We start from the raw sequence: 22037 nt of genomic DNA, 5'->3' as shown, positions 1-22037 counted from the left end.
GCAAGCCTTTTACTTTGGTGTCAATCTTGGAGAAGCTTACGCCTCAAGCAATAGCCCACAGGGTCCTGCTGGTCCTTGCGTCCTCCTTCAGGGAGGTAAGGCCAGTCCCCTGGTCCCGCGAGGGGACGACGCTCTACTCTTACAGGTATTCGTCTGAGTCGCCTAAGGACCTCTACATGGTAGTCACGGCGCACTCCGTGCCCGCCCTTGTGAGGCTTGACAGAAGGCCCTACTATGAAATTGACAGGGAGCACCACCAGGTGCCCCTGCCCCGGGGCCAGCACACGGTGACGGCTGAGCTCACAATATATGACGACTTCGGCGAGCCCGCCCTCAAGATGGGCAGGCCCCTGGGGCCCCCGAGGGCCTACACGGCCCTGAGGGACCCCGAGGGCTACGCGCTGTTCCTCTACGCGTCCTCGGCCCTTGAGGTGGCCCAGTCAACGCGTGACCAGCAGCTCAGGGACGACCTTCTGTCGCTGCTCTCAAGGTCGCTGTCGCTGGTCAGGGTCCCCTCGATCTCGCCGGCGCAGCTTGAGATAGCGTCAACCCTTTACAGGACCAGCTACGACGCTGGGAGAGTGCTGGTCTCGCTCGACGAGAGCCTCTCAAGCGTCTACGTGGAGCCCGAGGGAGTTCAGTTCTCAGAGGCGCTGAGGGTCCTCAGGGAGGGGCTCAAGGACCTCGTGGAGAGGCACGGCAAGCCGGGCGTCGCCCACGTCGTTGGCCACGCCCACATAGACGCGGCGTGGCTGTGGCCGTTCAGCGAGACCAGGAGGAAGGTGCTCAGGACCACGGCTACAGTGCTCACCCTCATGGACCAGTTCAGGGACATGAAGTACGTCCAGTCCTCGTCGCTCTACTACGAGTGGCTCCAGCAGGACGCCCCCGAGCTCATTGAAAGGATAGCCCAGCTAATCAAGGAGGGCAGGTGGGAGCTGGGGGCGGGCTACATCGAGTTCGACCCAAACGTGACGTCGGGCGAATCCATGGCGAGGCAGCTGCTGTACTCCCAGAGGTTCTTCGAGCGTGCCTTCGGCAGGAGGGCTGAGGTCCTGTGGCTGCCCGACAGCTTCGGCTACCAGGCGACGCTGGCCCAGATAGCCAGGCTCTCCGGCGTAAAGTACTTCGCGACCCACAAGCTCACCTGGAACGACACCAACCAGTTCCCCTACGGGCCCTTCCTCTGGGACGGGGGCGACGGGGTCCCAATACCCTCCGTGGTCTTCGGCTTCGGGGGCAGGGGCTACAACTCGCCGCTGACGGCATCCTCAGTCCTGGAGCAGTGGGACAGGTGGCCTACCAAGGAGTACCCGACGCTCATATCATATGGCTACGGCGACGGCGGCGGGGGGCCAACTGAGGACATGGAGCTGCTGTTTGACGTAATAAATGAGATGCCGGGGCTGCCGAGGCTCGTCCACTCGCGGCCCTCGGAGTACTTTAACTATATAGAAGTCTCCTCCCTCGACAGGTGGAGGGGCAGGCTTTACGTTGAGACCCACAGGGGCACGTACACGAGCCACTCGGCCATGAAGGCCCTTCACTTTGACGCCGAGAGGTGGATGAGGGAGCTCGAGGCCTGGTCCGCCCTGGCCAACGCCTACGACAGGTCGGAGGCGCAGTCGCTCTGGAAGGTTATAATGAAGGACGAGTTCCACGACGTCCTTCCAGGGTCCGCCATAAGGGAGGTCTACGATGAGGTCTACAGGGAGCTGCAGGATGTAATAGACAAGGCCAGGGCCGAGGCAGCCAAGGCCATGTCCCTCCTGGCAGGCGGCTCAGGCAACGCGGTGTTCAACTCGCTGCCGTGGCCGAGGGCAGGGTACGTGGTTGTAAACTCCCCGGTGGACGGGGCCCAGAGGGTTGACGAGGGCTACCTGGCTTTCGTCAAGGTCCCACCCATGGGTTACTCGTCCCTCAGGCCAGCTGACCCAGGCGACTCAGTAAGCGCCAGGACAGAGGGCGACAAGGTCATACTTGAGGGCTCCAGGCTCAGGGTCGTCATAGAGCGCGATGGAACCATATCGTCAATACTGCTGAAGGACAGCGGCCACGAGTTCGTCTCGGGCAGGGCCAACGAGCTCGCGGTTTACCAGAACTCGCCGGGCTGGGCGGACGCGTGGGACATAGAGCCTGGCTACCGCCTGGGCGAGGTCAAGCTTAAGGCGGACTCCGTGACGGTCAAGGAGTCAGGCCCCCTCAGGGCCTCAGCAGCCATAACGTACTCCTTCGGCAGGAGCAGTGTCACGGAGGAGGTCAGACTGTACGCTGGGCTCCCGCTGGTAGAGTTCAAGGTCACTATTGACGCCGTGGACAGGGAGCAGATGCTCAAGGCCTGGCACTCGTTTAATGTCAACAATGACTACTACGCCTACGGCGCCCCGCTGGGGGTGCTGGAGGAGCCTGCCCGCAGGAACAACAGCTGGGAGAGAGCGATGTTTGAGGTGCCGTTCCAGAAGTTCATAGACGTCTACGACTCCTCAAGGGGGGCAGCGATACTCTCGCCTAAGAAGTACGGAGCGAGCGTCATGGACAACAGGGTAGGCCTCACCCTCCTCAGGACGCCCGTCTTCCCTGACCCCGCCACTGACCTTGGGAGGCAGGAGTTCACCTACGCCATATACGTCCACCCGGGCGACTGGAGGTCGGCCAACGTGCCCAGGGTTGCCTACGAATACGCCTTCCAGCTCACCGTAGGCCCGGGGAGCGGTGAGGGGTCGTTCATGGAGCTCTCGCCCAGTAACCTGGTGCTGGAGGCCGTGAAGGTCCCGGAGGACGGGGACGGCATAGTGGTGAGGGTCTTCGAGGCCCACAACTCCTCCGGCGTTGGCGTGCTCAGGGCGCCGTTCAGGGTAGGCGAGGCCAGGAGCGTTAACATACTTGAGGAGGACGAGGTGCCGAGGGAGCTGAGCGTCGAGGGCGACCTCGTGAGGTTCTCCTACAGGCCCAGGGAGATCATAACGCTGCTACTCAGGCCTGCCCGATGAGTCCGCTGAAGGCCCCCAGGTCGACCCTCGCCCTGCCGAGCTTAACAGCTGTCACATCGCCCAGGTACTCTGAGATAACTGTTATAGCGCCAGACCTTGAGGGCCCCCTCTCAACTACGCCGAAGTAGTCGCTCCCCGGCCCCTCAAGCCCCACTAGGAGGCCCTGCCAGTCCTCGCCGGGCCCCCTGCCCTCCATGGCAAGGCCCTCTAGCCTCAGCGTCCTCCTCTTCGACCTCATTATGCACGAGGCTATCAGCCTGTCCCTGTTGGCCCTCCTCTCAGGGACGCTCTTGGAGGCGGGCGCCAGCCTCGGCACGGCGACCAGGGGGCCTGCCTTCTCGTGCCTCAGGGCGACCACCGCGTCGCTGTCAAGGCCTATGGCCACCACAGCGTCAGCGTTAACTGCGAGCGACAGGGCCGCCTTAAGCTCAACCCCCTCCTGTGACACCCACCCGTCCGTGTCTATTACAAAGCTGCCAGAGAGCCTTGAGAGCCTTATGGCGCATGACATGTACCTGCCCTCGAGTCCCCTGGGCGTGAAGTCCCCGACCAGGCAGGCCGAGAGGGGCTGGTCCTGGGGGGAGCCCGGCAGGAAGGGCCTCCTGGGCATAGAGAGGGCCTCAAAGCCGGGGCAGTAGACCTCGTTCTGGCCCACGTCTGTTGATATGACGGAGTTCACGGCGCCGGAGTTGTAGAGGTACGCCGCCAGCGTGCTCTTGCCGCTGTCGCTGGGGCCCACAAGTATAATCCTCCTGGCCCCCCTTACCTCCTCCACGACGCCCTCTATCGCCTTAAGGCTCTCGCCGTCGCAGGGCTCAAGCTGGCCGTTTACGCTTAGGTCTCCATTGCCCTCAACTATCACCGCCCTGCCAACCGGCACAGTGAGCGAGGAGCCCGGGGGCACCTGGGCCCCGAGCACCCTGATGTCCCCGTCGTTGACCGCTATTATCGATGGCCCTCTGACGGCTACACAGCCGCTGAGCCTCAAGGTGAAGCCCAGGCAGAGTTCACGCAAAAAGGTTAATAGCCCCTAGCATGGGCTATATGCGATGGCACGCCGCGGTAGTACAGCCCGGCATAGTATGCGGGCCTGTCAAGCCCGTGACCCGGGTTCAAATCCCGGCCGCGGCGCCACGGCGCGCCGCCCGCTTACCTCCTTCCCAGCAGCCTGAACAGCCCGTCCTCCCCCCTGGCCATGTCTGAGCCCCTGGCGGCGTCCCACAGGGCGTTGAACTTTGGCTTGCCGGCCAGCTGCTCAAGGGTCCACTCCCTGGCGAAGTCCCCAAGCCATATCTGGGACGCCTCGTCCTCGACCACCCGCCTAACCATGTCATAGAACTTGAAGGCCCTGCTCAGCTGCCCGTACTGGCTTGTCGTGGAGTGAAGCCTCAGCTGCTCAAAGGCGCCCAAGCTCGCCATCCTTGAGGCCACCTCGGCCATCTCGCCGGAGGCGTACATCTCCAGCAGCACGGCCTCGGGCGGCACCCCATACTTCTCCGTGGCCACGTCGAAGAACGCCATGAAGCTGGCCAATATGAGAGGCCAGTTGGTGTGCTCATCGAGGAGATCTATGAAGGCCTCCTGCTTGAAAGTCACCTTAACTCCAATGCCCCCTGGCCTCCCAATGGCCCCTATGCCAGCCGCTATGGCGACCGCGTAGTCCCACGCCCTGCCGCTGTGATCATTAGCGACCCCTATCAGCACCGGGTAGCCCATGCCCTTGGAGTGAAGCTCCAGGATGCCGGCCCCTATCATCCTGGGGGCCACCATGACCACGTCATACCTGTCGGGGGGCCTTATGAGGCCGAAGGCGACGTTGTAGCCGCTGGCGAAGTCTATTACGGCGTCCCTGTCCCCCACGGCCTTAACCACGTCGTTAAACACCAGGGGCTGGACCTCGTCGGGGAGGAGCACCATTATTATGTCGGCCCTTGAGGCTGCCTCAGGTATGTCGTAGACCCTGAAGCCGTCCCTCTCGGCCCTCCTCCTGTACTCGTCGTTAACGTTGCCTACTATTACCTCAAGCCCGCTGTCCCTGAGGACCTTGGCCTGCGCCTCGCCCTGGTTGCCATAGCCGAGGACCGCTATCACCTTGCCCTTCAGGAGCGACGCGTCCCCTGAGAGGACCATCGAGGACAAGCCCTTTCCCAGTAGGGTGGGGTGTACCCGGAAATAAAATTGGTTATCCGCGTCACTTGTACCAGAGCTCCGTGGACTCCCTCCTCTTGAGCTCCCTCATCATGGCCTCAAGCCTCTTGTAAACGGTGCCGTGCATCTTGCCCTCCACGAGCATCTCAATCCCATGCCTTGCTATCATGGCCCTCTCGTAGTCGCCAATTATGCCGACCAGCCCCCTGCCGTCGTTGACTGCTATCTTGACGCCCACCATCTCCTCTATGGCCCTCTTGGCCCTCCCGCCCTCCCCTATTATCCTGCCCAGCACCCTCCTCACGTGGTTCTCCTTGTCCTCCAGGGCGGAGGCCACGTCAACCACGACCAATATTACATCGTCGTCAAATAGCTCTGTAACGTCGGACTGCTGAAAGCCTATGACCAGCGCCCTGACTATGTCCTTCGCCTTGAGCACGTTGGCTGAGCCCTGAGGCGTCAGGGGCTCTACTATGACAGCTGAGTTCTGCTCGTCAACGCTTATGGAGACCCCGAGCCTCTCCATGACCTGCTTGGATATCCCACCTATGACCTCCTTAACCCTCCCCAGCTCCTCGGGCGGCACGGGCTCGTAGGCCCTGGCCTGGGGCTGGGGCCTCAGCTCGCTTCCAGGCATTGTTCTAAGGACCTCCTGAGGCTCTCCTCCTTCTCGCTCACGTCCAGCCTGTGAGAGAAGAAGCTAAAGACGTTACTCAGGTCCCTCTCAAGGAGCTCCCTTGACTTGGGGTGGTCGAGGCTCACCGCCTGGGCCACGTCAATTATCCAGGGCCTCCCCTCCCATATCATTATGTTGTACTCGCTCAGGTCCCCGTGGACCAGCCTGGCCTTACACACCATCCTCTCTATGTCGTCAACCAACAAGTTGAACATCCTCTCCACGTCCTCGTCCTCGAGCTCCCTCCAGGCCTCGACCAGCAGGGGGGCCCTGAGGCCGTTCTCGCCCAGGAACCTCATTACGAGCACGTTGCCCGAGACGGCCACGGGGGCAGGGACGCTGACGCCGGCCTTAGCCATGTCCTCAAGGTTACCGTACTCCTTCCTGGCCCAGAGGTAGACGAGGTCCCTGAACTTGGACGGCACCGAGGGGAACCTGGGGTCGCCAGCTATGTAGTTCTTTATGCTCTTCCTGAACTCGGCCGAGGATGTGAGGTATATCTTGACCGCCAGGTCCTCGCCCCTCCACCCCTTGGCCCAGTAAACCCTGGCCTCCTTGCCCGCGCTTACGGCCCCCCTGAGCTCCTTGAACGCCTTCAGCGAGTTCCTGAGCCTGTAGACGTGGTAGTTTGTGAAGGAGTCAAAGACCTCCTCCACGGTCTTTATTACGTCCTCGTCCTTTACCTTGCTCTCCTCCCTGTCAATCCTTATCCTGTGCGGGCTCAAGTGGCGCCCTCACCACTCATGAGGTCGAGGAGGTCCTTTGGCACGAGGCCCTTCTTTGTGAGCTCCTTGGACTCCGACTCGCTGTACCTGTAGACCAGCTCCCCCTTGTTGTCCGGGGTGCCCCAGGGCAGGAAGAGCACCAGGTCGCCCTCGTGTATCCACACCCTCCTCCTCATCTTGCCCGGTATCATGGCCCTGTACTTGTTGCCGTCAGCGCACATTATCTCCACGAAGTTACCTCCGAGTATCCTCTCGGTCACGCAGAGCATGGTCCCCTCCTCGTCGTTTGGAAGGGGGGTCTCTCCCTTGCCCTGCTTCCTCTTCTCCACCAAGCGCTACTCTTCCCTCCTCACGAGGTAGATGCGCCTCCTGGATAAATAAACTAAGAAGTGGTCGCCTTCATTTACACTTTCAGTGAAGGCCTCGACCTGGTCGGAGGGCACCTCTATGGAGCCCTCGTCGCCGACAAGCACGTACCTGTTGCCCTGCCTGCTGAGCAGCATCATCCTCTCCAGGTTCTGGCCCTCGTAGAGCTTGAAGCCCTGGTCCCACAGCTCGTCCGGGGTCATGACAGCCCTCTTGCCCGTCTCAAGGTTTATCAGCAGCAGGCCGTTCTGGCTGTCCCCCATGTAGAAGTAGGGCGTGCCGTCCACTTCAAGCACGTCCCCTGGGGACACTGTGGCCAGCCTCACGGAGACGTAGAGCTTCAGCCTGTCGCCCCTCCCCTTGTAGGTCTCTATGACCTTAGCGTTGAACTCAGACCTGAGCCTCGTCGCGAGCACCCTGGCGGCCGAGTGCTCCCTGACGTACACGTCGAGGCCCTCCTTGCGCTCCTCAACCTTGACTATGTCGTCACCTATCGAGGCCACTATCCTCTGCACCCTTTCGCTCAGGCGCCTGACCTCGCTGATGGATCTTGGGTATGACCTCAGCTGCACCACAGCCGTGTAGCCCTCGCCCGTCTTCCTTGAGGAGCACACGGGGCACAGGGTCGGCTTAAGCATCACCTTGACGACCGCCGTCCCCTTAACTTTGACGTCACCATAGCTTCCCTCTAGGTCAACGTAGGCGGTCGCCGTGCCCCCCTGCAGCTCCAGCCTCACGCCGTCTATGCCTACGCTCTCCAGGGGCTCCACGGGCTTAACCTTGTTGGCAAGGTACGCCTCCAAGTAGTCAGTGAGCGACTCCTCCAGGCTCGGGTACGGGTCCGACCACCTGCCAGAGGTCCTGTGGGCGTGACAGGACGTGCAATATGTCACCTCCACCTGCTCCGGCAGCCTCGCGATGCCGTACCTCTTAACGAAGCAGTCCTTGCAGAGGCTGCCTATGAACTCCACCTCCCTGCTGCTCCTGCCGCACATGGGACAGATCCTTTCAGGCAAGGCTGTGCTTCCGACCTCCCTGCGCAGGCAGAAATAGTCCCCTGAAGCTAAATACTTCGGTGGCTTAGTTGAAAGTCGCGGTCTTAGGGGCCGGCCTCATGGGCTCAGCCATGGCCATGAGGCTCAGCTCCCAGGGCTTCCAGGTGCACGTGTGGGACAGGACCAGGGAGAAGGCGGAGGCCCTTGCGAAGCAGGCAGGGGGCCAGGCCTTCGGCTCCCCGTGGAGGGCCGTGGAGGCAGCTGACGCGGCCATAGCCTTCCTCTCCGACGACAGCGCGATGATATCGGTTGCCACTGACATGAGGAGGGCCGACGGCCTCCTCTTCATAAACTCCTCAACAATAACCCCCAACACCAGCAGGGCGCTGGCAGAGCACTTCGCAGGGCTTGGCATATGTTACGTCGAGGCCCCCGTCGTCGGCGGGGCCAACGACCTGGAGAGGGGGAGCGCCCTCTTCCTGGTGGCCGGGGACCAGGGCTGCGTCAGGCTCTCAAGGGGCGTCCTGAGCGCCGCCGGGGAGCTGATGGAGGTGGGCGGCGGCCCGGGCTCAGCCATGGCGCTTAAGCTTGCCTACAACTCCGTGCTGATAACAACCATGTCGTCGCTTGCCGAGGCAATATCCCTCGCTGAGGCCTACGGCGTTGGCCCTGAGAAGCTGAAGGAGGTTATGAAGAGGACAGCCTTTGCAGGGGTGGCCGAAAAGTACATAGACAGGATGCTCTCGGGCTCACAGCTTCACTTCAGGCTATCGCTGGCAGCTAAGGACCTTGAATATGCCAGCAGGGCGTCCTTCGACGTCGGACTGCCGGCGGCTGTGACTTCGGCAGCAGCAAGGCTCTACAAGAGCGCCGAGGCCCACGGGATGGGGGACCTGGACTACACCAAGATAATAGAGTTCGTGAGGCCTAAGAGGCCCTCATAGCCTTGGATTCCATCCTCACGGCTCAGCAGCGGTCCACCCAATCATCGGGCCGCGAGTACCTTGCACTCAGAGCTCAAATTCTCTACTGGCTAAACGTCCGCTGTAGCAGGCAGGAAAGGTCAGGGCCACTTTAAAATTGACGCGCTCAGCTGAGCAGCAGCTGAAGCCTGAAGGAGCTTAGGTCCTGAAGCGATGAGGGGTCGCAGCTGGCCTCCTTAACGTTGCCCAGGCCCAGGCCGAGCCTTGAGGCAACGCCCTCAAGCCTTGAGGGGTCGTCCGATACGACCACGATGGTGCTGCCTCCCTTTGACCTGCTCAGGGCCTCGGAGAGCTGCCTCGACCTGGTGGCGTACAGGAGGGCCTGCAGGTGCTGCTTCCTTAGCCTCACCCTGCCCTGGTCCGCGTCCTCCCTGGAGTAGGCCAGGTAGAGGGCCGCCTCGCAGGGGTCGGGCCTCCTGGCGAGCCTCAGAACCAGCGCCTTGAGGCCCTGCTCCGTTGACACCCTCTCAAGCTCGTGGTCATCCACGTGGCCCTCGCAGATCGCCACAAGGTACCTTCCCCACGGGACCCTGACCTCGCTCAGCTCGCAGTCAGCCAAGCCCAGGCACCTGCAGGCCAAGCCTCTCTGTGAGGTTGCCCTCTATATACAGGGGCTGCTCCAGGCCGACCTCGTAATACACGGGAGCGCCAGATTCATTAAAGGCCAGCAAGGCCGGCGTGGCGCTTATGTTGTGTGACAGAAGGAAGTTAGCGACCTCCTCGACTGCCGGATACCAGACCTCCGACTCCTGCTGGGTGACGTTGTAGCCCAGGGCGTCTGCCATGTATATTAGGGTGTAGTTGGTGGGTATGATGAGCTGGTTAGTCTCGTGATTCAGGTACAGCTCTATGTTCCTCGTGTAGTAGGCGTAGTTGGCGTCAAGCAGCTTTACGAAGGCCACAGGACCATAGAGGTGATATACCTCGTAGAGAATTTCGAGCATCTGGACCGAGTACTCGTGTATCGGAAGCCCGAGAAATATCACCCTGGCCTGGCTGGTGTTCTCCGAGACGTAGTAGAGGAAGGGCAGGGTGGCGTTGAGCTCAAGGGAGCAGTAGGGGCACTCGGGGTCGTAGACCACAACTATGACCTTTGACGAGTTAGGGGGGCCCAGCGATATTATCCAGCTGGAGTTCAGGGACTCTATGTCGCTCAGCGTCAGGGGGCCTGACGACGTTGTAGTTGACGAGCTTGCCTGGGACTCCGGCGCTGTGGTCTTTGGAACGCTGCTGTGAAACGGCGACTGCCTAATCACGTAAGCGGCCCCGGCCACTGCGGCCACCGCTATGACGATTATTACTATGGCTTCAGCCTTACTCAAGGACCCCCTGTCCTTCAAAACACCACCCAGGGGCTCCTAGCGGCTGACGTTAATAAAACTCCTTGAATAGCCTCTGTTAAGTTAAGAATGCTCGCCGCTCTTGCTGCTGCCCGAGCTGGATGACGAGCTCCCCTGCTGCGAGGTCAGGCTCTTGAGCTCGCTCTCGAGCTCCTTCTCTATCTCCTCTATGGGCTTAGGCGGAGGGGTCGTGACGAGCGTGTAGCCTATCCACGCGAGTATTGCAAGCACCACTATGACTATTATTGAGTCCGTGAGCTTCAGCAGGAACGACGCGGCCAGGCTGGAGAGGGGCGGGTACCACATGGCAACGTTGTATATTATTATTATGAAAACGGAGATTATCAGCAGCGCCGCGCCGGTAACCTTGTCCCTGGCCATCTACTTTCACCGTCCAGTGGAACTGCTATTTGCCTAAGTTTTAAGCGTTTCCCAGCATGCCTTATCTTAATGTCTTAAGGAACCTGAGGGCCTCCTCCAGAACTAATGAGGAGAACTCGTCGACGCTGAGGGGCCTGTCGTCCTTTACCTGGCTCAGCCTGACCACGGTCACGCCCCTGGCCTCGGCCTGAGCTAGGACCTCGTAAAACCTCTCCTTGGCCCTCCTGAGGAACCCCTCGACCTCGTAGCCCTCCCTCCTCTGCCTCTCGGCCACCCTGGACAGGGCCACCTCAACAGGGACATCTATGAATATCAGGAGGTCAGCCTCTGGGGCGAAGCTGTTGACCTCCCAGAGCCAGCCTGGGTCGGCGCCGGAGGCCCCCTGGTACGCTATGGAGCTGTACTTGTATCTGTCCATCACAACTACGTAGCCTTGCTCTAGGGCCCCCATGACGCCCCCCGGCAGGGAGGGGTCGCAGCAGAGGTGCCACGACCTGTCGGCGGCGAAGAGCAGCGCCGCGAGCCTCGGCTCAGGCCTTTCCTGGGCCAGGAGCTGCCTTATGACCTGCCCCACGGGGCCCTCGGTGGGCTCCTTGGTGTATATGGCCCTGTAGCCCATCGATGAGAGCCTCTGGGCCAGCAGCCTCGAGTGCGTTGTTATGCCGCTGCCATCTATCCCCTCAAGAGCCACTATGGCGCCTTTCAAGGCCTGACCAGCTAACAGCTGGAGGGCCTTAATTTACCGCTTACTTCGGATAAGCGATATTAGTTAAATAACCTTAAAAATTAGGCACACTTAAAAAAGCTCCAGGCAACTTAGAAAGCCTAGAGCTGAAGATGGACGCCAGCAGGCTGAGCAGGGAGCTAAAGGACTCGCTTAGGACGTTCGGGCCAGCGTGGCTTGTAATGATGGCAGACGTCGACGTGGCCTCCATAGTCACCGGCTTCCAGGTCGGGGCGGCCTGGGGCTACATAATGGTCAGCGTCATGCTGGCCCTCACGGTGCCCCTCTTTGTAATCCAGGACGCCGCGGGCACCCTCGGGACGGTCTCAGGCATGGGGCTGGGCACGGCCATAAAGAGGCTCTACGGCCGAAGGATGGCCCAGCTGGCCTCAATCCCCATGGCGGTCGCTGACATCATGGAGTACGTGGCGGAGTACGCAGGGATCGCGGTTGGCCTTAAGCTCCTGGGCCTCCCCCTCCTCCCCGGCCTGCTGGCGGTCTTTGCAATACACATAGCGGTGGCCTGGAGCGGCAGGTACAGGCACGCCGAGGCCTTCCTGCTTCCAGTGAGCTTCCTGCTTGTTGCGGCGCTGCTCTACACGGCCCTAGTCACGAGGCCCGACCCAGGGAGGATCAGCGACGCCCTGCTCAGCCCCTGGCCGCTCTGGAGGCCGAGCTTTGACTACATGCTGGCCGCCAGCGTGGGCTCCGTGATAATGCCGTGGATGCTCTTCTTCCACTCAGGCGCCGACGTCAGGAAGGGGCTGAGGCCCGAGGAGCTGAGGCCGGAGAGGCTTGAGACCCTGGTTGGCGCCATAGTGTCAGAGCTCCTCATGGTTGCCACTGTAGTCGTCGGCATATTCCTGGGCGGCAGGGCTGGGGCCGCGCTTGACGCCAACGTTTTGGCAAGCGCGCTGGAGCCGCTGGGCCTGGCGAGCAGGTACATAATGGGACTCGGCTTCATGGCGTCGGGCTTCCTGGCCCTGGTAGTCATATCGCTTGGCTCCGCCTGGGGCTTCCTCGAGGCAGTGAACTTTAAGAGGGGGACCCTGGCCTACAGGCTGACCTACGTGCTTGAGAGCGTCCCAGCCCTCGTGATAGTAGCCCTCTCGCTGGGCGACCTCATCAACCTGATACTTGACCTCATGGCGGCCTTCACTATAATACTGGCGCCGCTGCTCTACATGCTGGGCAGGATAGCCTCCAGGGAGGACGTCATGGGGAGCGCCAGGCTCAGGGGCGCGAGGGCAGTAGCTTACTGGATCATGTCAGCCCTCGTCGTGGCCTCGGGGCTTATAGCGATAGCCGCGTCGCTGTGAAGAGCAAGGGCTTAAGCCTTCGGTCGCCCCTGTTAGCCTGGTGCAGCTGGTGGCCGAGAGGCTGACGTTTCAGCTCCTTGACGTGAGCTACTCAGTGGAGGGCGGGAGGCCTGTAATAGAGATCTGGGCCAGGGACGTCAAGGGCAGGAGGCTCCTGCTCCTGGACGACACCTTCAGGCCCTACTTCTACGTGCTGCCTCAGAACGGCGCGGACCTGGACAAGCTTGCCGAGGAGCTGAGGAGGCTCTCGAGGCCCAGGAGCCCAGCGACCTCCGTCGAGAAGGTTGACATGAAGTACTTCGGAAGGCCCGTGACCGCGCTCAGGGTGACGACGCTCATACCCGAGAGCGTGAGGGAGTACCGTGACCTCGCCGCCAAGCTCCCAGGGGTGGCTGAGGTCCTCGAGGCCGACGTGAGGTTCTCCATGAGGTACCTGATAGACCTGAACCTGTACCCGATGAGGTGGTACGTCGCAGACGTGGAGCCGGTCAACAGGAGCGACATAATTGCTGACGGCGCCTACAGGCTGGTAAGTAGGCCGTCGGAGGAGCCCTCCATGGCTGACGTCGACCCGCTCGACGGCCTCAGGATAATGGCGTTTGACATTGAGGCCTACAACCCGCAGGGCTCGCCCAACCCCTCAAAGGACCCAGTCATTATCATAGGGGTGGCCTTTAACGACGGCGAGAGGCTGCAGCTCGAGGCCGCGGGACACTCCGACAAGGAGCTCATACAGAAGTTCGTCGACGTCATAAGGAGGAAGGACCCAGATGTAATAGTTGGCTACAACCAGAACTCCTTTGACTGGCCCTACCTCCTGGAGAGGGCCAAGGTAAACGGCGTCAAGCTTGAGGTGGGCAGGAAGAGGGGCGCCGAGCCCAACCCCAGCGTCTTCGGGCACATCTCCGTGCAGGGTAGGCTTAACGTGGACCTCTACAACTTCGCGGAGGAGATAGAGGAGGTCAAGGTCAAGACCCTCGATGAGGTCGCAGACTACCTTGGCGTTATGCCTAAGGACAAGAGGGTCAACGTCGACTGGTGGAGGATAGCTGAGTACTGGGACGACTCGGAGAAGAGGAAGACGCTGCTAGCATACAACATGGACGACGTGACGTCAACCCTTGGCCTCGCCTACCAGTTCCTGCCCTTCGGGGCGCAGCTGAGCCAGATAAGCGGCCTGCCCCTTGACCAGGTGGCCGCCGCCAGCGTGGCCTTCAGGCTTGAGATGAGGTTCATGAGGGAGGCCAGGAAGCTGGGGGAGCTGGTGCCCAACAGGGCCGAGGAGGAGACCAGGGAGCTCGAGACCTACACTGGCGCTATCGTGCTGGAGCCCAAGCCGGGGATCCACCACAACGTGGCAGTCCTGGACTTCGCCAGCATGTACCCCAGCATAATGGTTAAGTACAACGTTGGCCCAGACACGCTGCTCAAGGAGGGGGAGGCCTGCGAGAGGGTAAACGAGGCGCCGGGGGTCAGGCACAGGTTCTGCGCCGACAGGGACGCGTTCTTCAAGAGGGTCCTGGAGAGGTTCCTGAAGTGGAGGGCTGAGGTCAAGGCGGCCATGAAGAAGTACCCCGAGGGGAGCCCGCAGTACAGGCTCCTCAACGAGAGGCAGAGGGCCATAAAGGTGCTCGCCAACGCCAGCTACGGCTACATGGGCTGGGCCGGGGCCAGGTGGTACTGCAGGCAGTGCGCTGAGTCTGTAACCGCGTGGGGCAGGGACCTCATCACTAGGGCCGCCTCCCTGGCCAGGTCCCTCGGGCTCAAGGTCTACTACGGCGACACCGACAGCCTCTTCGTTGAGAACGACCCCGAGAAGGTTGAGAAGGTCATAGAGGGCATAACCAAGGGCCTTGAGTTTGACATAAAGATAGACAAGGTTTACAGCAGGGTCTTCTTCACTGAGGCCAAGAAGAGGTACGCGGGCCTCACGCCGGAGGGCAAGATAGACATAGTGGGCTTTGAGGCCGTCAGGGGCGACTGGAGCGACCTGGCCAAGGACACCCAGGCCAAGGTGGCGGAGATAGTGCTCAGGAGCGACGACGTGAGGAAAGCCGTGGACTACGTGAGGCAGGTCATAAATGACCTCAGGAACGGCAAGGTGGAGGTGGAGAAGCTCATAATATGGAAGACCCTGACCAAGAGCGTTGACAAGTACGAGGCCGAGGCGCCGCACGTGTACGTGGCGAAGATGATGGAGAAGCTGGGCTTCAAGATAGACGTCGGCTCAAAGATAGGCTACGTCATTGTTAAGGGTGACGGGCCGCTGAGCAGGAGGGCCAGGCCCTACTTCCTGGTGAAGCCGCAGGACATAGACGTTAACTACTACATAGACAAGCAGATAGTGCCGGCCGCCCTCAGGATACTCAGCTTCTTTGGCATCAGCGAGAGGGAGCTCAAGGCGGGCGGCAGGCAGGCCTCGCTCTTCGACTACATAAACAAGAAGTAGGCAACAAAAAACAAAGGGGAGGGGCCCCGGCTCACACAATGTCGCTGAAAGTCATGAAGACCACGTCGCCCTTCCTTGATGACACCTTGCTCCCTATCCTGGCCCCTATGAGCAGGGCCACGCCCTTCTCGGAGGCGGCGTCGATGAGCCTCTGCGTTATTATCCCGTCAAAGACGACCGCGTAGACCTTGCCGGGCTCTATCTGCTGCATCCAGTTGAACAGGTCCTTAACCTTGAGCCTGGCGACCTCGTTCCACGACCTGTCGTAGGCCACCGCCTCCAGGGTCCCCTTGAGCTCCTTCATGTTGTCTAGGACCTGTTTGGGCATTATCAGTGACGTAACGCCGGCCTGCTGCTGAGCCACCTCAGCCTGTTGAGGCTGAGCCTCTTGGGCCACTGCCTGAGCCTCAGCCTGGGGCTGCTGAGGAGGCTGGGCCGCGGGGGGCTGGACGACCACCTGTTGCTCCTGCTGGGCCGCCGCCCCGGCGGGAGGCTGAGGCTGCTGGACCTGCTGGGCCGGCTGGGCAGGAGCCATGCCGAGCTGCTTCATCATCTCTTCAGCTGGCACCATCTGGGCCAGGGCCCTGGCGACCTCCTTCCCTGTCAGCTGCTCCACCTCCATGCCCTTGGGGGCCCTGGCCACGTAGTCGACGTGCATCTGGCTCAGCACGGTCCTCATTATCATCTCTCCGCCCCTGTCGCCGTCAACGAACAGTATGACCTTCTTGCCCTTGGCCAGGTCAATTATGGTCTTGGGCACCCTCTCCTTGGCTCCCCCTATGGCTATGGTGTTGGTGTAGCCGTAGCGGCCCAGGTTTATTACGTCGGCCCTGCCCTCGACTATTATTATGGTGTCTGACTTCTCAACGTCCGGCCCAGCTGGGAGCTTGTCCTCGCCGTACTCTATTACCTTGGGCTGCGCCTCTATCCTCTGCGTGACCTCCCTTATGATCTCCTTTATGTCCGGCTCCTGCTCCTTAACCGTCTGCAGCAGCTCCCTGGCCCTCTGCACTATCCACTTCAGCTTCTCCGCCCTCAGGTCCTCTATGGACTCCACCGTTATCCTTGCAGTGTACGGGCCCACCTTGTCCACGGTCTCTATCATGGCAGCAAGTAGGACGGTCTCAACCCTGTCCAGGTTGCTGGGTATCTGTATCTCGCCCACGGTCTTGGTGCCCTGGTACTTCAGGTCTATGTGAACCCTGCCAATCTTATCCTTGTTCTGGAGCTCCTCTAGGTTGAACTCAGAGCCCAGGAGCCCCTCCGTCTGCCCGAAGACCGCACCTATTATGTCGTGCTTCTCCACCCTTCCGTCGACTTCAAATGACGCCCTTATGAGGTACTTCAACACCTCGCGTCACACCTCTTCTCTTCTAAGAGGGCTGTGGCTTGGCTACCCTCTTGCCTCAAGAGGTATGTGGGGGCGCAGGATAAAAGCCCTTTAATAAGGCCTCCAGGGCTTAACCTAAGCCATGCCACCATGAAGGGATATAGCGCTAAGGCTTCGCCCCTGCGCCTCCCTGCGCGAGGGTCTTTGACAGCCGTTCTATCATTTCCTCCTCCGTTAAGGGCCTCTCGACCTTCTCGCCCCTGGCCGCCCTCTCGGCCCTCTCCGGGAACGTGAAGACTATGTTGTTCAGGTCCCTCTCAGTGAGCAGGCCTTCGTACCTCTCAGTGTATATCACCTTTGAGCCGTCGCTCAGCATTAACATGGTAGTCGGCGACGCCCTCACTTTGTACTCTATGAAGGTCATGGCCCCCTTGGCTGAGGTGCACTGCTGCGTGAACCAGTCGCAGAGCACCACGTAAAGCCCGAAGCCCCTGAGCCTCTCGAGGTTTGACTCAACGAACGGGTACCAGTGCAAATCGTACCTCCTGCAGACGGGGCACAGGGTGTTGTCAAAGTAGACGAGGGAGTACCTCTCCTTGGGGATGAGCGGCGAGGCCGACTCCTCCATCATTACCCAGTAGCCGCTGCTGAAGTCAAAATAGTAGACGCCGTCCGTGGACTCCCTGCCAAGCCTTCTGGCCTTTATGGGCTCCATGGCTCCCCTGAAGTTAGGTGAGTCCTTAGTCGAAGTAAAACGCTTTGCGTTAAGGTATTAAGCACGCCCAAGCCCTCTGCCCTGGGCAGAGTTGAGCGAGGAAGCCATAAGGAGGGCCATCAAGGAAGGGGGAGGCTCGCTTTACGTCTGGGAGATAGCGAGCTCCATGGGCTACGGCGAGGAGGTCGCCAGGGCCCTGTGGTCCATGAGGGAGTCAGGCGAAATAGACGTCAGGGGCGAGGGCAGGGGCTTCGCAGCCTACATGCTGAGCCCCGCCTCGTGGTGGGCCTGGCTGGCCCTCCTGGGGGTAGCCCTTGGCGTTGTAGCGGCCCTCCTCGTGCCCCACTCGCCCGTGCAGCTCGAGTTCATAAAGGTCGCCATGGGCGCGCCGTCCCTCTTCTACATACCCGGCCTGGCCCTCGTGAGGGCCCTGTACCCCGAGTGGAAGTGGAAGGGGTTCGACGAGGCGGCCCTGGCCATAGCAATGAGCCTGTCCCTGCTGCCCATCATAGGAATAACGCTGGTCACCATAGGCGTGGACCTGACCGTCAACACTACCCTAATTTCCGTGGACGGCCTCTCCGTGGCGCTAATCCTAGTTGCAGCGGCCAGGAGGGCCAGCTACGAGGAGGCCCTGAGGAGGAGCTGACGTCGTGTTTTTAATGGCGTTAGCCGCCCTCCACTGGGACACTGTGTGGCCATCAGGGAGCTGGGCTACGCCACCACGGCCTTTGCCGCGGCTCTGGGGCTCATAGCATACTTCTCGCTAGGCTACAGGCCCCTGGCGTTCTCCATGATAGGCGTTGCCATAGCTGGCCTAAGCGCGATAGTGATCGGCGACTCGCCGAGGCCGCAGCCGCCGCAGCTCAGGTCCATGCTCTCAGCGCTGGGAGTTAACCTTGAAGCGCTCCTTGAGGAGGCCGACGCCAGGGGGAAGGCAATAGTGATGCCCCCAGTCGGGGGGAGGTGCGCGGCCTTCATACCCCTCAGCGAGGACGCGGACCCTGAGGCTGTGGCCAGGGCCTTAAGAAGCGCGCCTCAGAGCCTGTTCCCGTCGCCCGCAGGGCGCAGGGGGGTGCTCGCCTTCCTGCCCTCGCCGCTCCCGCTGAGCTCCACGGACATGGAGTCAGCCCTCAGGGAGGTGGTCGTAGAGAGGTCTGAGATGGCCAAGGCCATTAGGCTTGAGGAGAGGGGCAACGTCATAGTGCTTGAGGCTGTGAGGCCTGTCATGGATGACCTGCCCAGGCTGAACAGGGCCGGGACCCTCCCGCTGCTGCTCGGGGCGACCGTGGTGGCCTCCCTTAAGGGGGTCCCAGTTGCGGTCGTCGACTCATACAGGACGCAGGACGGCTGGGCCGTTGAGCTCAGGCCTCTGGGGGCTGAGAGCGGTGGACAGAAGTGAGGCGTTCTTAATATACATCTTCTTCGTGACGGCCCTCATAGGCCTTGCGCTAGTCATAGGCGGGGAGGAGTCCCTGGGAGTTTACCTGGGGCTCTACTCCTTAAGCTATTTACCCGCGGCCTGGTACGCCAAGCCCAGAGGATACAGGCACTTGATGGCAATAGCCGCAGCCGTGACCTCCGCGTTCATACTTTACAGCGCCCTTAAGGTGGTGGGCCTTGTGCCTTAGGCAGGCCGTGGCACTCGCCCTCGCCCTGGCGCTGGTTGGAGGCATAATAGTGGCGTCGGTCAGCTACTACTCATGGGAGAGATCGAGGGTCGTCCAGAGCTTTAACCATGTTAAGCTGCCCCAGCTTCAATATTACATTGCTCCTCTTGCCGTCATCTCTGAAGAGTTCATAAACAACCTCTTTTCAGCGTCAATACCGTCACAGGTGGAGTTAACGACCAATGCAACCTACAGAGGGCTCGCCACAATTCCCCAGCTTAAGCCCCTGTTAGACCAGGCCGAGAAGGCCCTCAACCTTACCAGAAAGGGAGAGGGATACTACCTTATGTCACAAAGCTACTATAGTAAAGGCAACTACACGCTCGCCGCGTACTATGCTAACCTGTCCCTCCAGTACCTGGCCAGAGCAAACGCCACCATCTACTCGCTTATGTCGTATATCTACGCGGAGCAGTCCGAGCTGAGTCCCCAGGTCTACCAGGACGTTATGAAGCTAGCCAATAGGGCTTTAGGGGTGACGGGCCTCTTCACGGACGAGGATTACCTTGAGCTTAAGATCATACAGCTGTCCGTGGCCAGAAAGGTAAACGGCCTTGTAACAGTAGACCTGCGGGCCCCCACTCACTATAAGCTTGGCCAGAAGTTCTATGTAAATGGCACTGTGCTAGTGAACGGGTCCTCACCGCTCGGCAACGCGCTCGTTGAGGTGGGCGTCGGCAATCTCAGCATGTTAGCTGTTTCCAACTCGTCAGGCTACTTCAGCGTGGGGCTGCAGGCGGTCTTCAACGCGTCAGGCATGGAGTGCGTTTACGCCAAGGTAATCCCAACTGAGACATTAATAATAAATAGGAGCCTGGCGTCGTATGTGTGTGGGCAGCTAAGCTTTGTCCCGACACGCCTTAACGTCTCCGTGAGACCGCCAGTCGTGATGCCAGGCCACGTCATTTCAATTCACATAAGGTATTCTAACGCCTCGTGCAGTCCCGCTTACACCGTTACCCTGGGCAACCTTAGCTATGGAGGCGTCATAAACAACGGCACAGCGACGGTCAACCTAACCGTGCCCTTGGGGCTTTCCGGGTACAATAATGTGAGCGTAACGGCCTCTCAATACGGCAGCTGCGCCCCCTCATCGGCTTCAGCCGAGGTCTACATATATAGTCCTTCAGACAGGCTAGGCAAGCTAAGCGTCTGGGCCCTCTCGCCCGGCGTGCTGGTGGTCTCTGGCGCATCACCGGTGCCGTCAAGGCTTAGCATAAGCTTCGGTGACAATGAGGTTAACGGCCTGACTTCCAGGGGGCCTTTTATTGTAATACTTCCGCTACTCCAGCCCCAGCTGGCCTTCTCGGTTAACGTAACTGTGTACCCGGTCAATGCGACCTTCTCGCCCTACTCTCAAAGTGTAAGGGCCGCGTCGGTGCCCACCGAGGTGCCCGTGGCGGCCGCGGTGGCCCTGCTCTACGCGCTGCGCAGGCGTCGTACAACTACATCGCCGCTTATGCCAAGGAAGTTAGCGTCCGTCGGCGCGCTTAACGATGCCTGGGACCTGCTGGTTAGGATGGGCCGCAAGTTCATGGTTCCGGTGCTGCCTTCAACTACCATTAGAGAGCTGAGCGAAGCCATAGCGTCAAGGAGGGTGGAGCTGGCTGACAGGCTTTCTTTGCTTGCCGACCTCATGGAGAGGGTTGCCTACGGTGGGCTGAGGGATGAGGCCGCTATCAACAACATAAAGAGGCTTGTCGACGAGCTGAGGAGGTCCGAGGGGCTGTGAGGCTCAGGGCCCCGCTGGGCTACATAGCTCTCGGCCTCGCCCTGGCGGTAGTCGTGGGGTTAGCCATAGGGGCCTCGTGGGGGCACCAGCCTGGGTCTTCCCTGGCCCGCGTTGTTAACCTAGTTCCCATCCCCCAGCCGGGCGACCTCCTCAACGGCAGGGCCGCCGTGGCAATAGTTGTGGACCCAGAGCTCAGGCCCACCGCAGGCGAGGCCTCTTCCCTCAGGGAGTTCCTCTACATGGGCGGGAGGCTCATAGTTATAGGCTCGGGCGCCGGCGTTAACGAGCTTCTCAGGTCCTTGAACTCCAACATAACTGTTGCGGAGGGCGTGGTGGTCAACCCGACAATCAACGCCGGCACCCCCCTGGCGCCGCTGGCGACCTTCAGGGACTTCACGATAGTGCTCTTCAACGCCTCCCCCCTTGAGCTTGGCCCTGGCGCCCAGCCGCTCATAGAGGTGCCCCCTAACTCAAGGATCCTCGTCAACGGCACGCTGGAGGGGAATGGGCCATATGTGGTCGCAGCCTATCAGCAGGTTGGAGCAGGGAAGCTAATAGTGATCTCTGACCCCTACATAGCCTCCGGCGGGCTCCTCTCCCAGGCAGACAACTCCAACGCCTTGAAGCTACTTATTAACAGCACAGACGCCTACCTGGTTGAGTTCCTCTGGCTGAGCCCCCCGCTGCAGGTGTTCGCCCAGGAAACCCTCCACTTCGTCCGCTCGCTGGAGGGCCAGGCCCTCGTGGCCCTGCTCCTCACGGCTGTCGTTGTCCTTTACCACGCTAGGCCACCGACGGCTGAAGAAGTAGAGGACGAGGTTGATGCTCTTCTAAGGCTGCACCCCGACTGGGACAGAGAGAAGCTTATAGAAATAGCCAAGGAGAGGTCACTCCCTGACGGCCAGAGTGATGAGGGTTAGCCCGACCACCTCCAGCGTCGTTATCGCCAGCATTGGCACCGCCACGTCGGCGGAGAACCTCCTGGCGAGGTAGAACGAGAGGGCTATGGTGACCAGCATCTGGGCTGTGAACACGCCAACGGCTGCTGTTAGCTTCCTCCCTATGGAGGTCCTCCTGACGCCTGAGCTGTAGTAAAATGAGAACACGTAGGCGGCGAGCGCCAGCCCGACTACTGAGACCGCTATCTCAAGGCTCCAAAATGACATGAGCGTCAGCGCCACCTGAGACTCCCCTCCTTGACCATCTCCTTCACCCTCCCCAGGGACTCAAGCATGTCCTTTGACAGGTAGTAGAGCTGCCCGTACCTGGGGCCCTCTGTAATCACCAGGCCGGACTCCACAAGGAGCTCCAGGTGGTGCCTGACCGTCCTGTAGTTGACGCCCAGGGCCTCGGCTATCTGGTTCGCGTTGGCAGGCCCCTTGGCGAGCAGCTCCACGATCCTCAGCCTCATCTCCCCTCCCCTCGAGCCGATGAAGAGCCACCAGAGCAGGTGGTCTTTGTCTCGAAAGCCGAGGCCCCTCTCAGGCATTCATA

At 60.7% G+C, this 22037-nt stretch carries 23 protein-coding genes and 1 tRNA gene; 10 read left to right on the top strand and 14 right to left on the bottom strand.

Annotated elements, in window-relative coordinates:
- Positions 1-26: 26 nt before the first annotated feature.
- On the top strand, positions 27-2990 hold the full coding sequence (locus ACZ5OO_RS03475; protein ID WP_464078481.1) for an alpha-mannosidase: 2964 nt from the start codon (positions 27-29) through the stop codon (positions 2988-2990).
- Here ACZ5OO_RS03475 and ACZ5OO_RS03470 read toward each other — a convergent pair.
- The gene (locus tag ACZ5OO_RS03470) at positions 2974-4005 is read right to left on the bottom strand and encodes a Clp1/GlmU family protein (RefSeq protein ID WP_083774112.1); all 1032 of its coding nucleotides are present in this window, start codon (positions 4003-4005) and stop codon (positions 2974-2976) included. The genes ACZ5OO_RS03475 and ACZ5OO_RS03470 overlap by 17 nt on opposite strands.
- A gap of 41 nt (positions 4006-4046) precedes the next feature.
- Between ACZ5OO_RS03470 and ACZ5OO_RS03465 the strand changes: the two genes are divergently transcribed.
- Positions 4047-4124: transfer RNA gene (locus ACZ5OO_RS03465), tRNA-Asp, on the top strand.
- A 15-nt stretch (positions 4125-4139) separates the two neighbouring features.
- Here ACZ5OO_RS03465 and ACZ5OO_RS03460 read toward each other — a convergent pair.
- The 5 genes from ACZ5OO_RS03460 to ACZ5OO_RS03440 are packed head-to-tail and all read right to left on the bottom strand — an operon-like array spanning position 4140 to position 7921.
- Positions 4140-5129 carry an NAD(P)-dependent oxidoreductase gene (locus tag ACZ5OO_RS03460; protein WP_202965449.1) on the bottom strand — a complete coding sequence of 330 codons (990 nt, stop codon included), beginning with the start codon at positions 5127-5129 and terminating at the stop codon, positions 4140-4142.
- A gap of 52 nt (positions 5130-5181) precedes the next feature.
- On the bottom strand, positions 5182-5775 hold the full coding sequence (locus ACZ5OO_RS03455; RefSeq protein ID WP_013267281.1) for a KH domain-containing protein: 594 nt from the start codon (positions 5773-5775) through the stop codon (positions 5182-5184).
- Positions 5757-6539, bottom strand: a complete 783-nt coding sequence (locus ACZ5OO_RS03450; protein WP_013267280.1) for a serine protein kinase RIO — start codon at positions 6537-6539, stop codon at positions 5757-5759. Before ACZ5OO_RS03450 ends, ACZ5OO_RS03455 begins: the two co-directional genes overlap by 19 nt.
- Positions 6536-6868: a S1 domain-containing protein gene (locus ACZ5OO_RS03445; RefSeq protein ID WP_013267279.1), complete on the bottom strand. Its 333-nt coding sequence runs from the start codon at positions 6866-6868 to the stop codon at positions 6536-6538. Before ACZ5OO_RS03445 ends, ACZ5OO_RS03450 begins: the two co-directional genes overlap by 4 nt.
- A 6-nt stretch (positions 6869-6874) precedes the next feature.
- The gene (locus ACZ5OO_RS03440; protein WP_148217204.1) at positions 6875-7921 is read right to left on the bottom strand and encodes an NMD3-related protein; all 1047 of its coding nucleotides are present in this window, start codon (positions 7919-7921) and stop codon (positions 6875-6877) included.
- A 68-nt stretch (positions 7922-7989) separates the two neighbouring features.
- On the opposite strand from ACZ5OO_RS03440, the gene ACZ5OO_RS03435 reads away from it, so the two are divergent.
- The gene (locus ACZ5OO_RS03435) at positions 7990-8844 is read left to right on the top strand and encodes an NAD(P)-dependent oxidoreductase (RefSeq protein ID WP_464078480.1); all 855 of its coding nucleotides are present in this window, start codon (positions 7990-7992) and stop codon (positions 8842-8844) included.
- 145 nt (positions 8845-8989) lie between these two features.
- On the opposite strand, the gene ACZ5OO_RS03430 is transcribed toward ACZ5OO_RS03435, so the two are convergent.
- The 4 genes from ACZ5OO_RS03430 to tmk all read right to left on the bottom strand — a co-directional run bounded on the left by ACZ5OO_RS03430 (position 8990) and on the right by tmk (position 11310).
- On the bottom strand, positions 8990-9442 hold the full coding sequence (locus ACZ5OO_RS03430; protein WP_464078479.1) for a hypothetical protein: 453 nt from the start codon (positions 9440-9442) through the stop codon (positions 8990-8992).
- Entirely contained in the window at positions 9435-10205 is a 771-nt protein-coding gene (locus tag ACZ5OO_RS03425; RefSeq protein ID WP_464078478.1) for a DsbA family protein, read from the bottom strand. Before ACZ5OO_RS03425 ends, ACZ5OO_RS03430 begins: the two co-directional genes overlap by 8 nt.
- An 81-nt stretch (positions 10206-10286) precedes the next feature.
- Entirely contained in the window at positions 10287-10604 is a 318-nt protein-coding gene (locus ACZ5OO_RS03420) for a hypothetical protein (RefSeq protein ID WP_013267274.1), read from the bottom strand.
- A gap of 61 nt (positions 10605-10665) precedes the next feature.
- Complete coding sequence (gene tmk / locus ACZ5OO_RS03415; protein ID WP_464078477.1) at positions 10666-11310, bottom strand: dTMP kinase; 645 nt, start codon at positions 11308-11310, stop codon at positions 10666-10668.
- A gap of 131 nt (positions 11311-11441) precedes the next feature.
- On the opposite strand from tmk, the gene ACZ5OO_RS03410 reads away from it, so the two are divergent.
- Positions 11442-12647, top strand: coding sequence for an NRAMP family divalent metal transporter (locus ACZ5OO_RS03410; protein ID WP_013267272.1), 1206 nt, complete (start codon positions 11442-11444; stop codon positions 12645-12647).
- 40 nt (positions 12648-12687) lie between these two features.
- Entirely contained in the window at positions 12688-15096 is a 2409-nt protein-coding gene (locus tag ACZ5OO_RS03405; RefSeq protein WP_464078476.1) for a DNA-directed DNA polymerase, read from the top strand.
- 31 nt (positions 15097-15127) lie between these two features.
- On the opposite strand, the gene dnaG is transcribed toward ACZ5OO_RS03405, so the two are convergent.
- Both dnaG and ACZ5OO_RS03395 read right to left on the bottom strand, forming a co-directional pair.
- Positions 15128-16447, bottom strand: a complete 1320-nt coding sequence (gene dnaG, locus ACZ5OO_RS03400) for a DNA primase DnaG (RefSeq protein ID WP_464078475.1) — start codon at positions 16445-16447, stop codon at positions 15128-15130.
- Positions 16448-16592: 145 nt separating this feature from the next.
- Positions 16593-17141, bottom strand: a complete 549-nt coding sequence (locus tag ACZ5OO_RS03395) for a hypothetical protein (RefSeq protein WP_013267269.1) — start codon at positions 17139-17141, stop codon at positions 16593-16595.
- 91 nt (positions 17142-17232) lie between these two features.
- Here ACZ5OO_RS03395 and ACZ5OO_RS03390 point away from each other — a divergent pair, with 91 nt between their 5' ends.
- Genes ACZ5OO_RS03390 through ACZ5OO_RS03370 form a run of 5 tightly spaced genes read left to right on the top strand, consistent with a single transcriptional unit; the run spans position 17233 to position 21463 of the window.
- On the top strand, positions 17233-17790 hold the full coding sequence (locus ACZ5OO_RS03390) for a DUF1616 domain-containing protein (RefSeq protein WP_013267268.1): 558 nt from the start codon (positions 17233-17235) through the stop codon (positions 17788-17790).
- 45 nt (positions 17791-17835) lie between these two features.
- Entirely contained in the window at positions 17836-18543 is a 708-nt protein-coding gene (locus tag ACZ5OO_RS03385) for a hypothetical protein (protein WP_464078474.1), read from the top strand.
- Positions 18530-18772 (top strand): hypothetical protein, encoded by a 243-nt coding sequence (locus ACZ5OO_RS03380; RefSeq protein WP_464078473.1) that lies wholly within the window; start codon positions 18530-18532, stop codon positions 18770-18772. Before ACZ5OO_RS03385 ends, ACZ5OO_RS03380 begins: the two co-directional genes overlap by 14 nt.
- Entirely contained in the window at positions 18762-20543 is a 1782-nt protein-coding gene (locus ACZ5OO_RS03375; RefSeq protein WP_464078472.1) for a DUF4129 domain-containing protein, read from the top strand. The genes ACZ5OO_RS03380 and ACZ5OO_RS03375 overlap by 11 nt, the downstream gene beginning before the upstream one ends.
- Positions 20540-21463, top strand: a complete 924-nt coding sequence (locus ACZ5OO_RS03370; protein WP_464078471.1) for a DUF4350 domain-containing protein — start codon at positions 20540-20542, stop codon at positions 21461-21463. The genes ACZ5OO_RS03375 and ACZ5OO_RS03370 overlap by 4 nt, the downstream gene beginning before the upstream one ends.
- Here the strand turns inward: ACZ5OO_RS03370 and ACZ5OO_RS03365 are convergent.
- Together ACZ5OO_RS03365 and ACZ5OO_RS03360 are read right to left on the bottom strand one after the other, a co-directional pair.
- Positions 21431-21724: a hypothetical protein gene (locus ACZ5OO_RS03365; protein WP_013267263.1), complete on the bottom strand. Its 294-nt coding sequence runs from the start codon at positions 21722-21724 to the stop codon at positions 21431-21433. The two genes, ACZ5OO_RS03370 and ACZ5OO_RS03365, sit on opposite strands and share 33 nt — an antisense overlap.
- Positions 21715-22032 carry a winged helix-turn-helix domain-containing protein gene (locus ACZ5OO_RS03360; RefSeq protein WP_464078470.1) on the bottom strand — a complete coding sequence of 106 codons (318 nt, stop codon included), beginning with the start codon at positions 22030-22032 and terminating at the stop codon, positions 21715-21717. Before ACZ5OO_RS03360 ends, ACZ5OO_RS03365 begins: the two co-directional genes overlap by 10 nt.
- Positions 22033-22037 lie beyond the last annotated feature (5 nt).

Source organism: Acidilobus aceticus, assembly GCF_055392325.1.
Note: the sequence above shows the minus strand (reverse complement) of the source record. Positions and strands in the feature narration are given on the sequence as shown.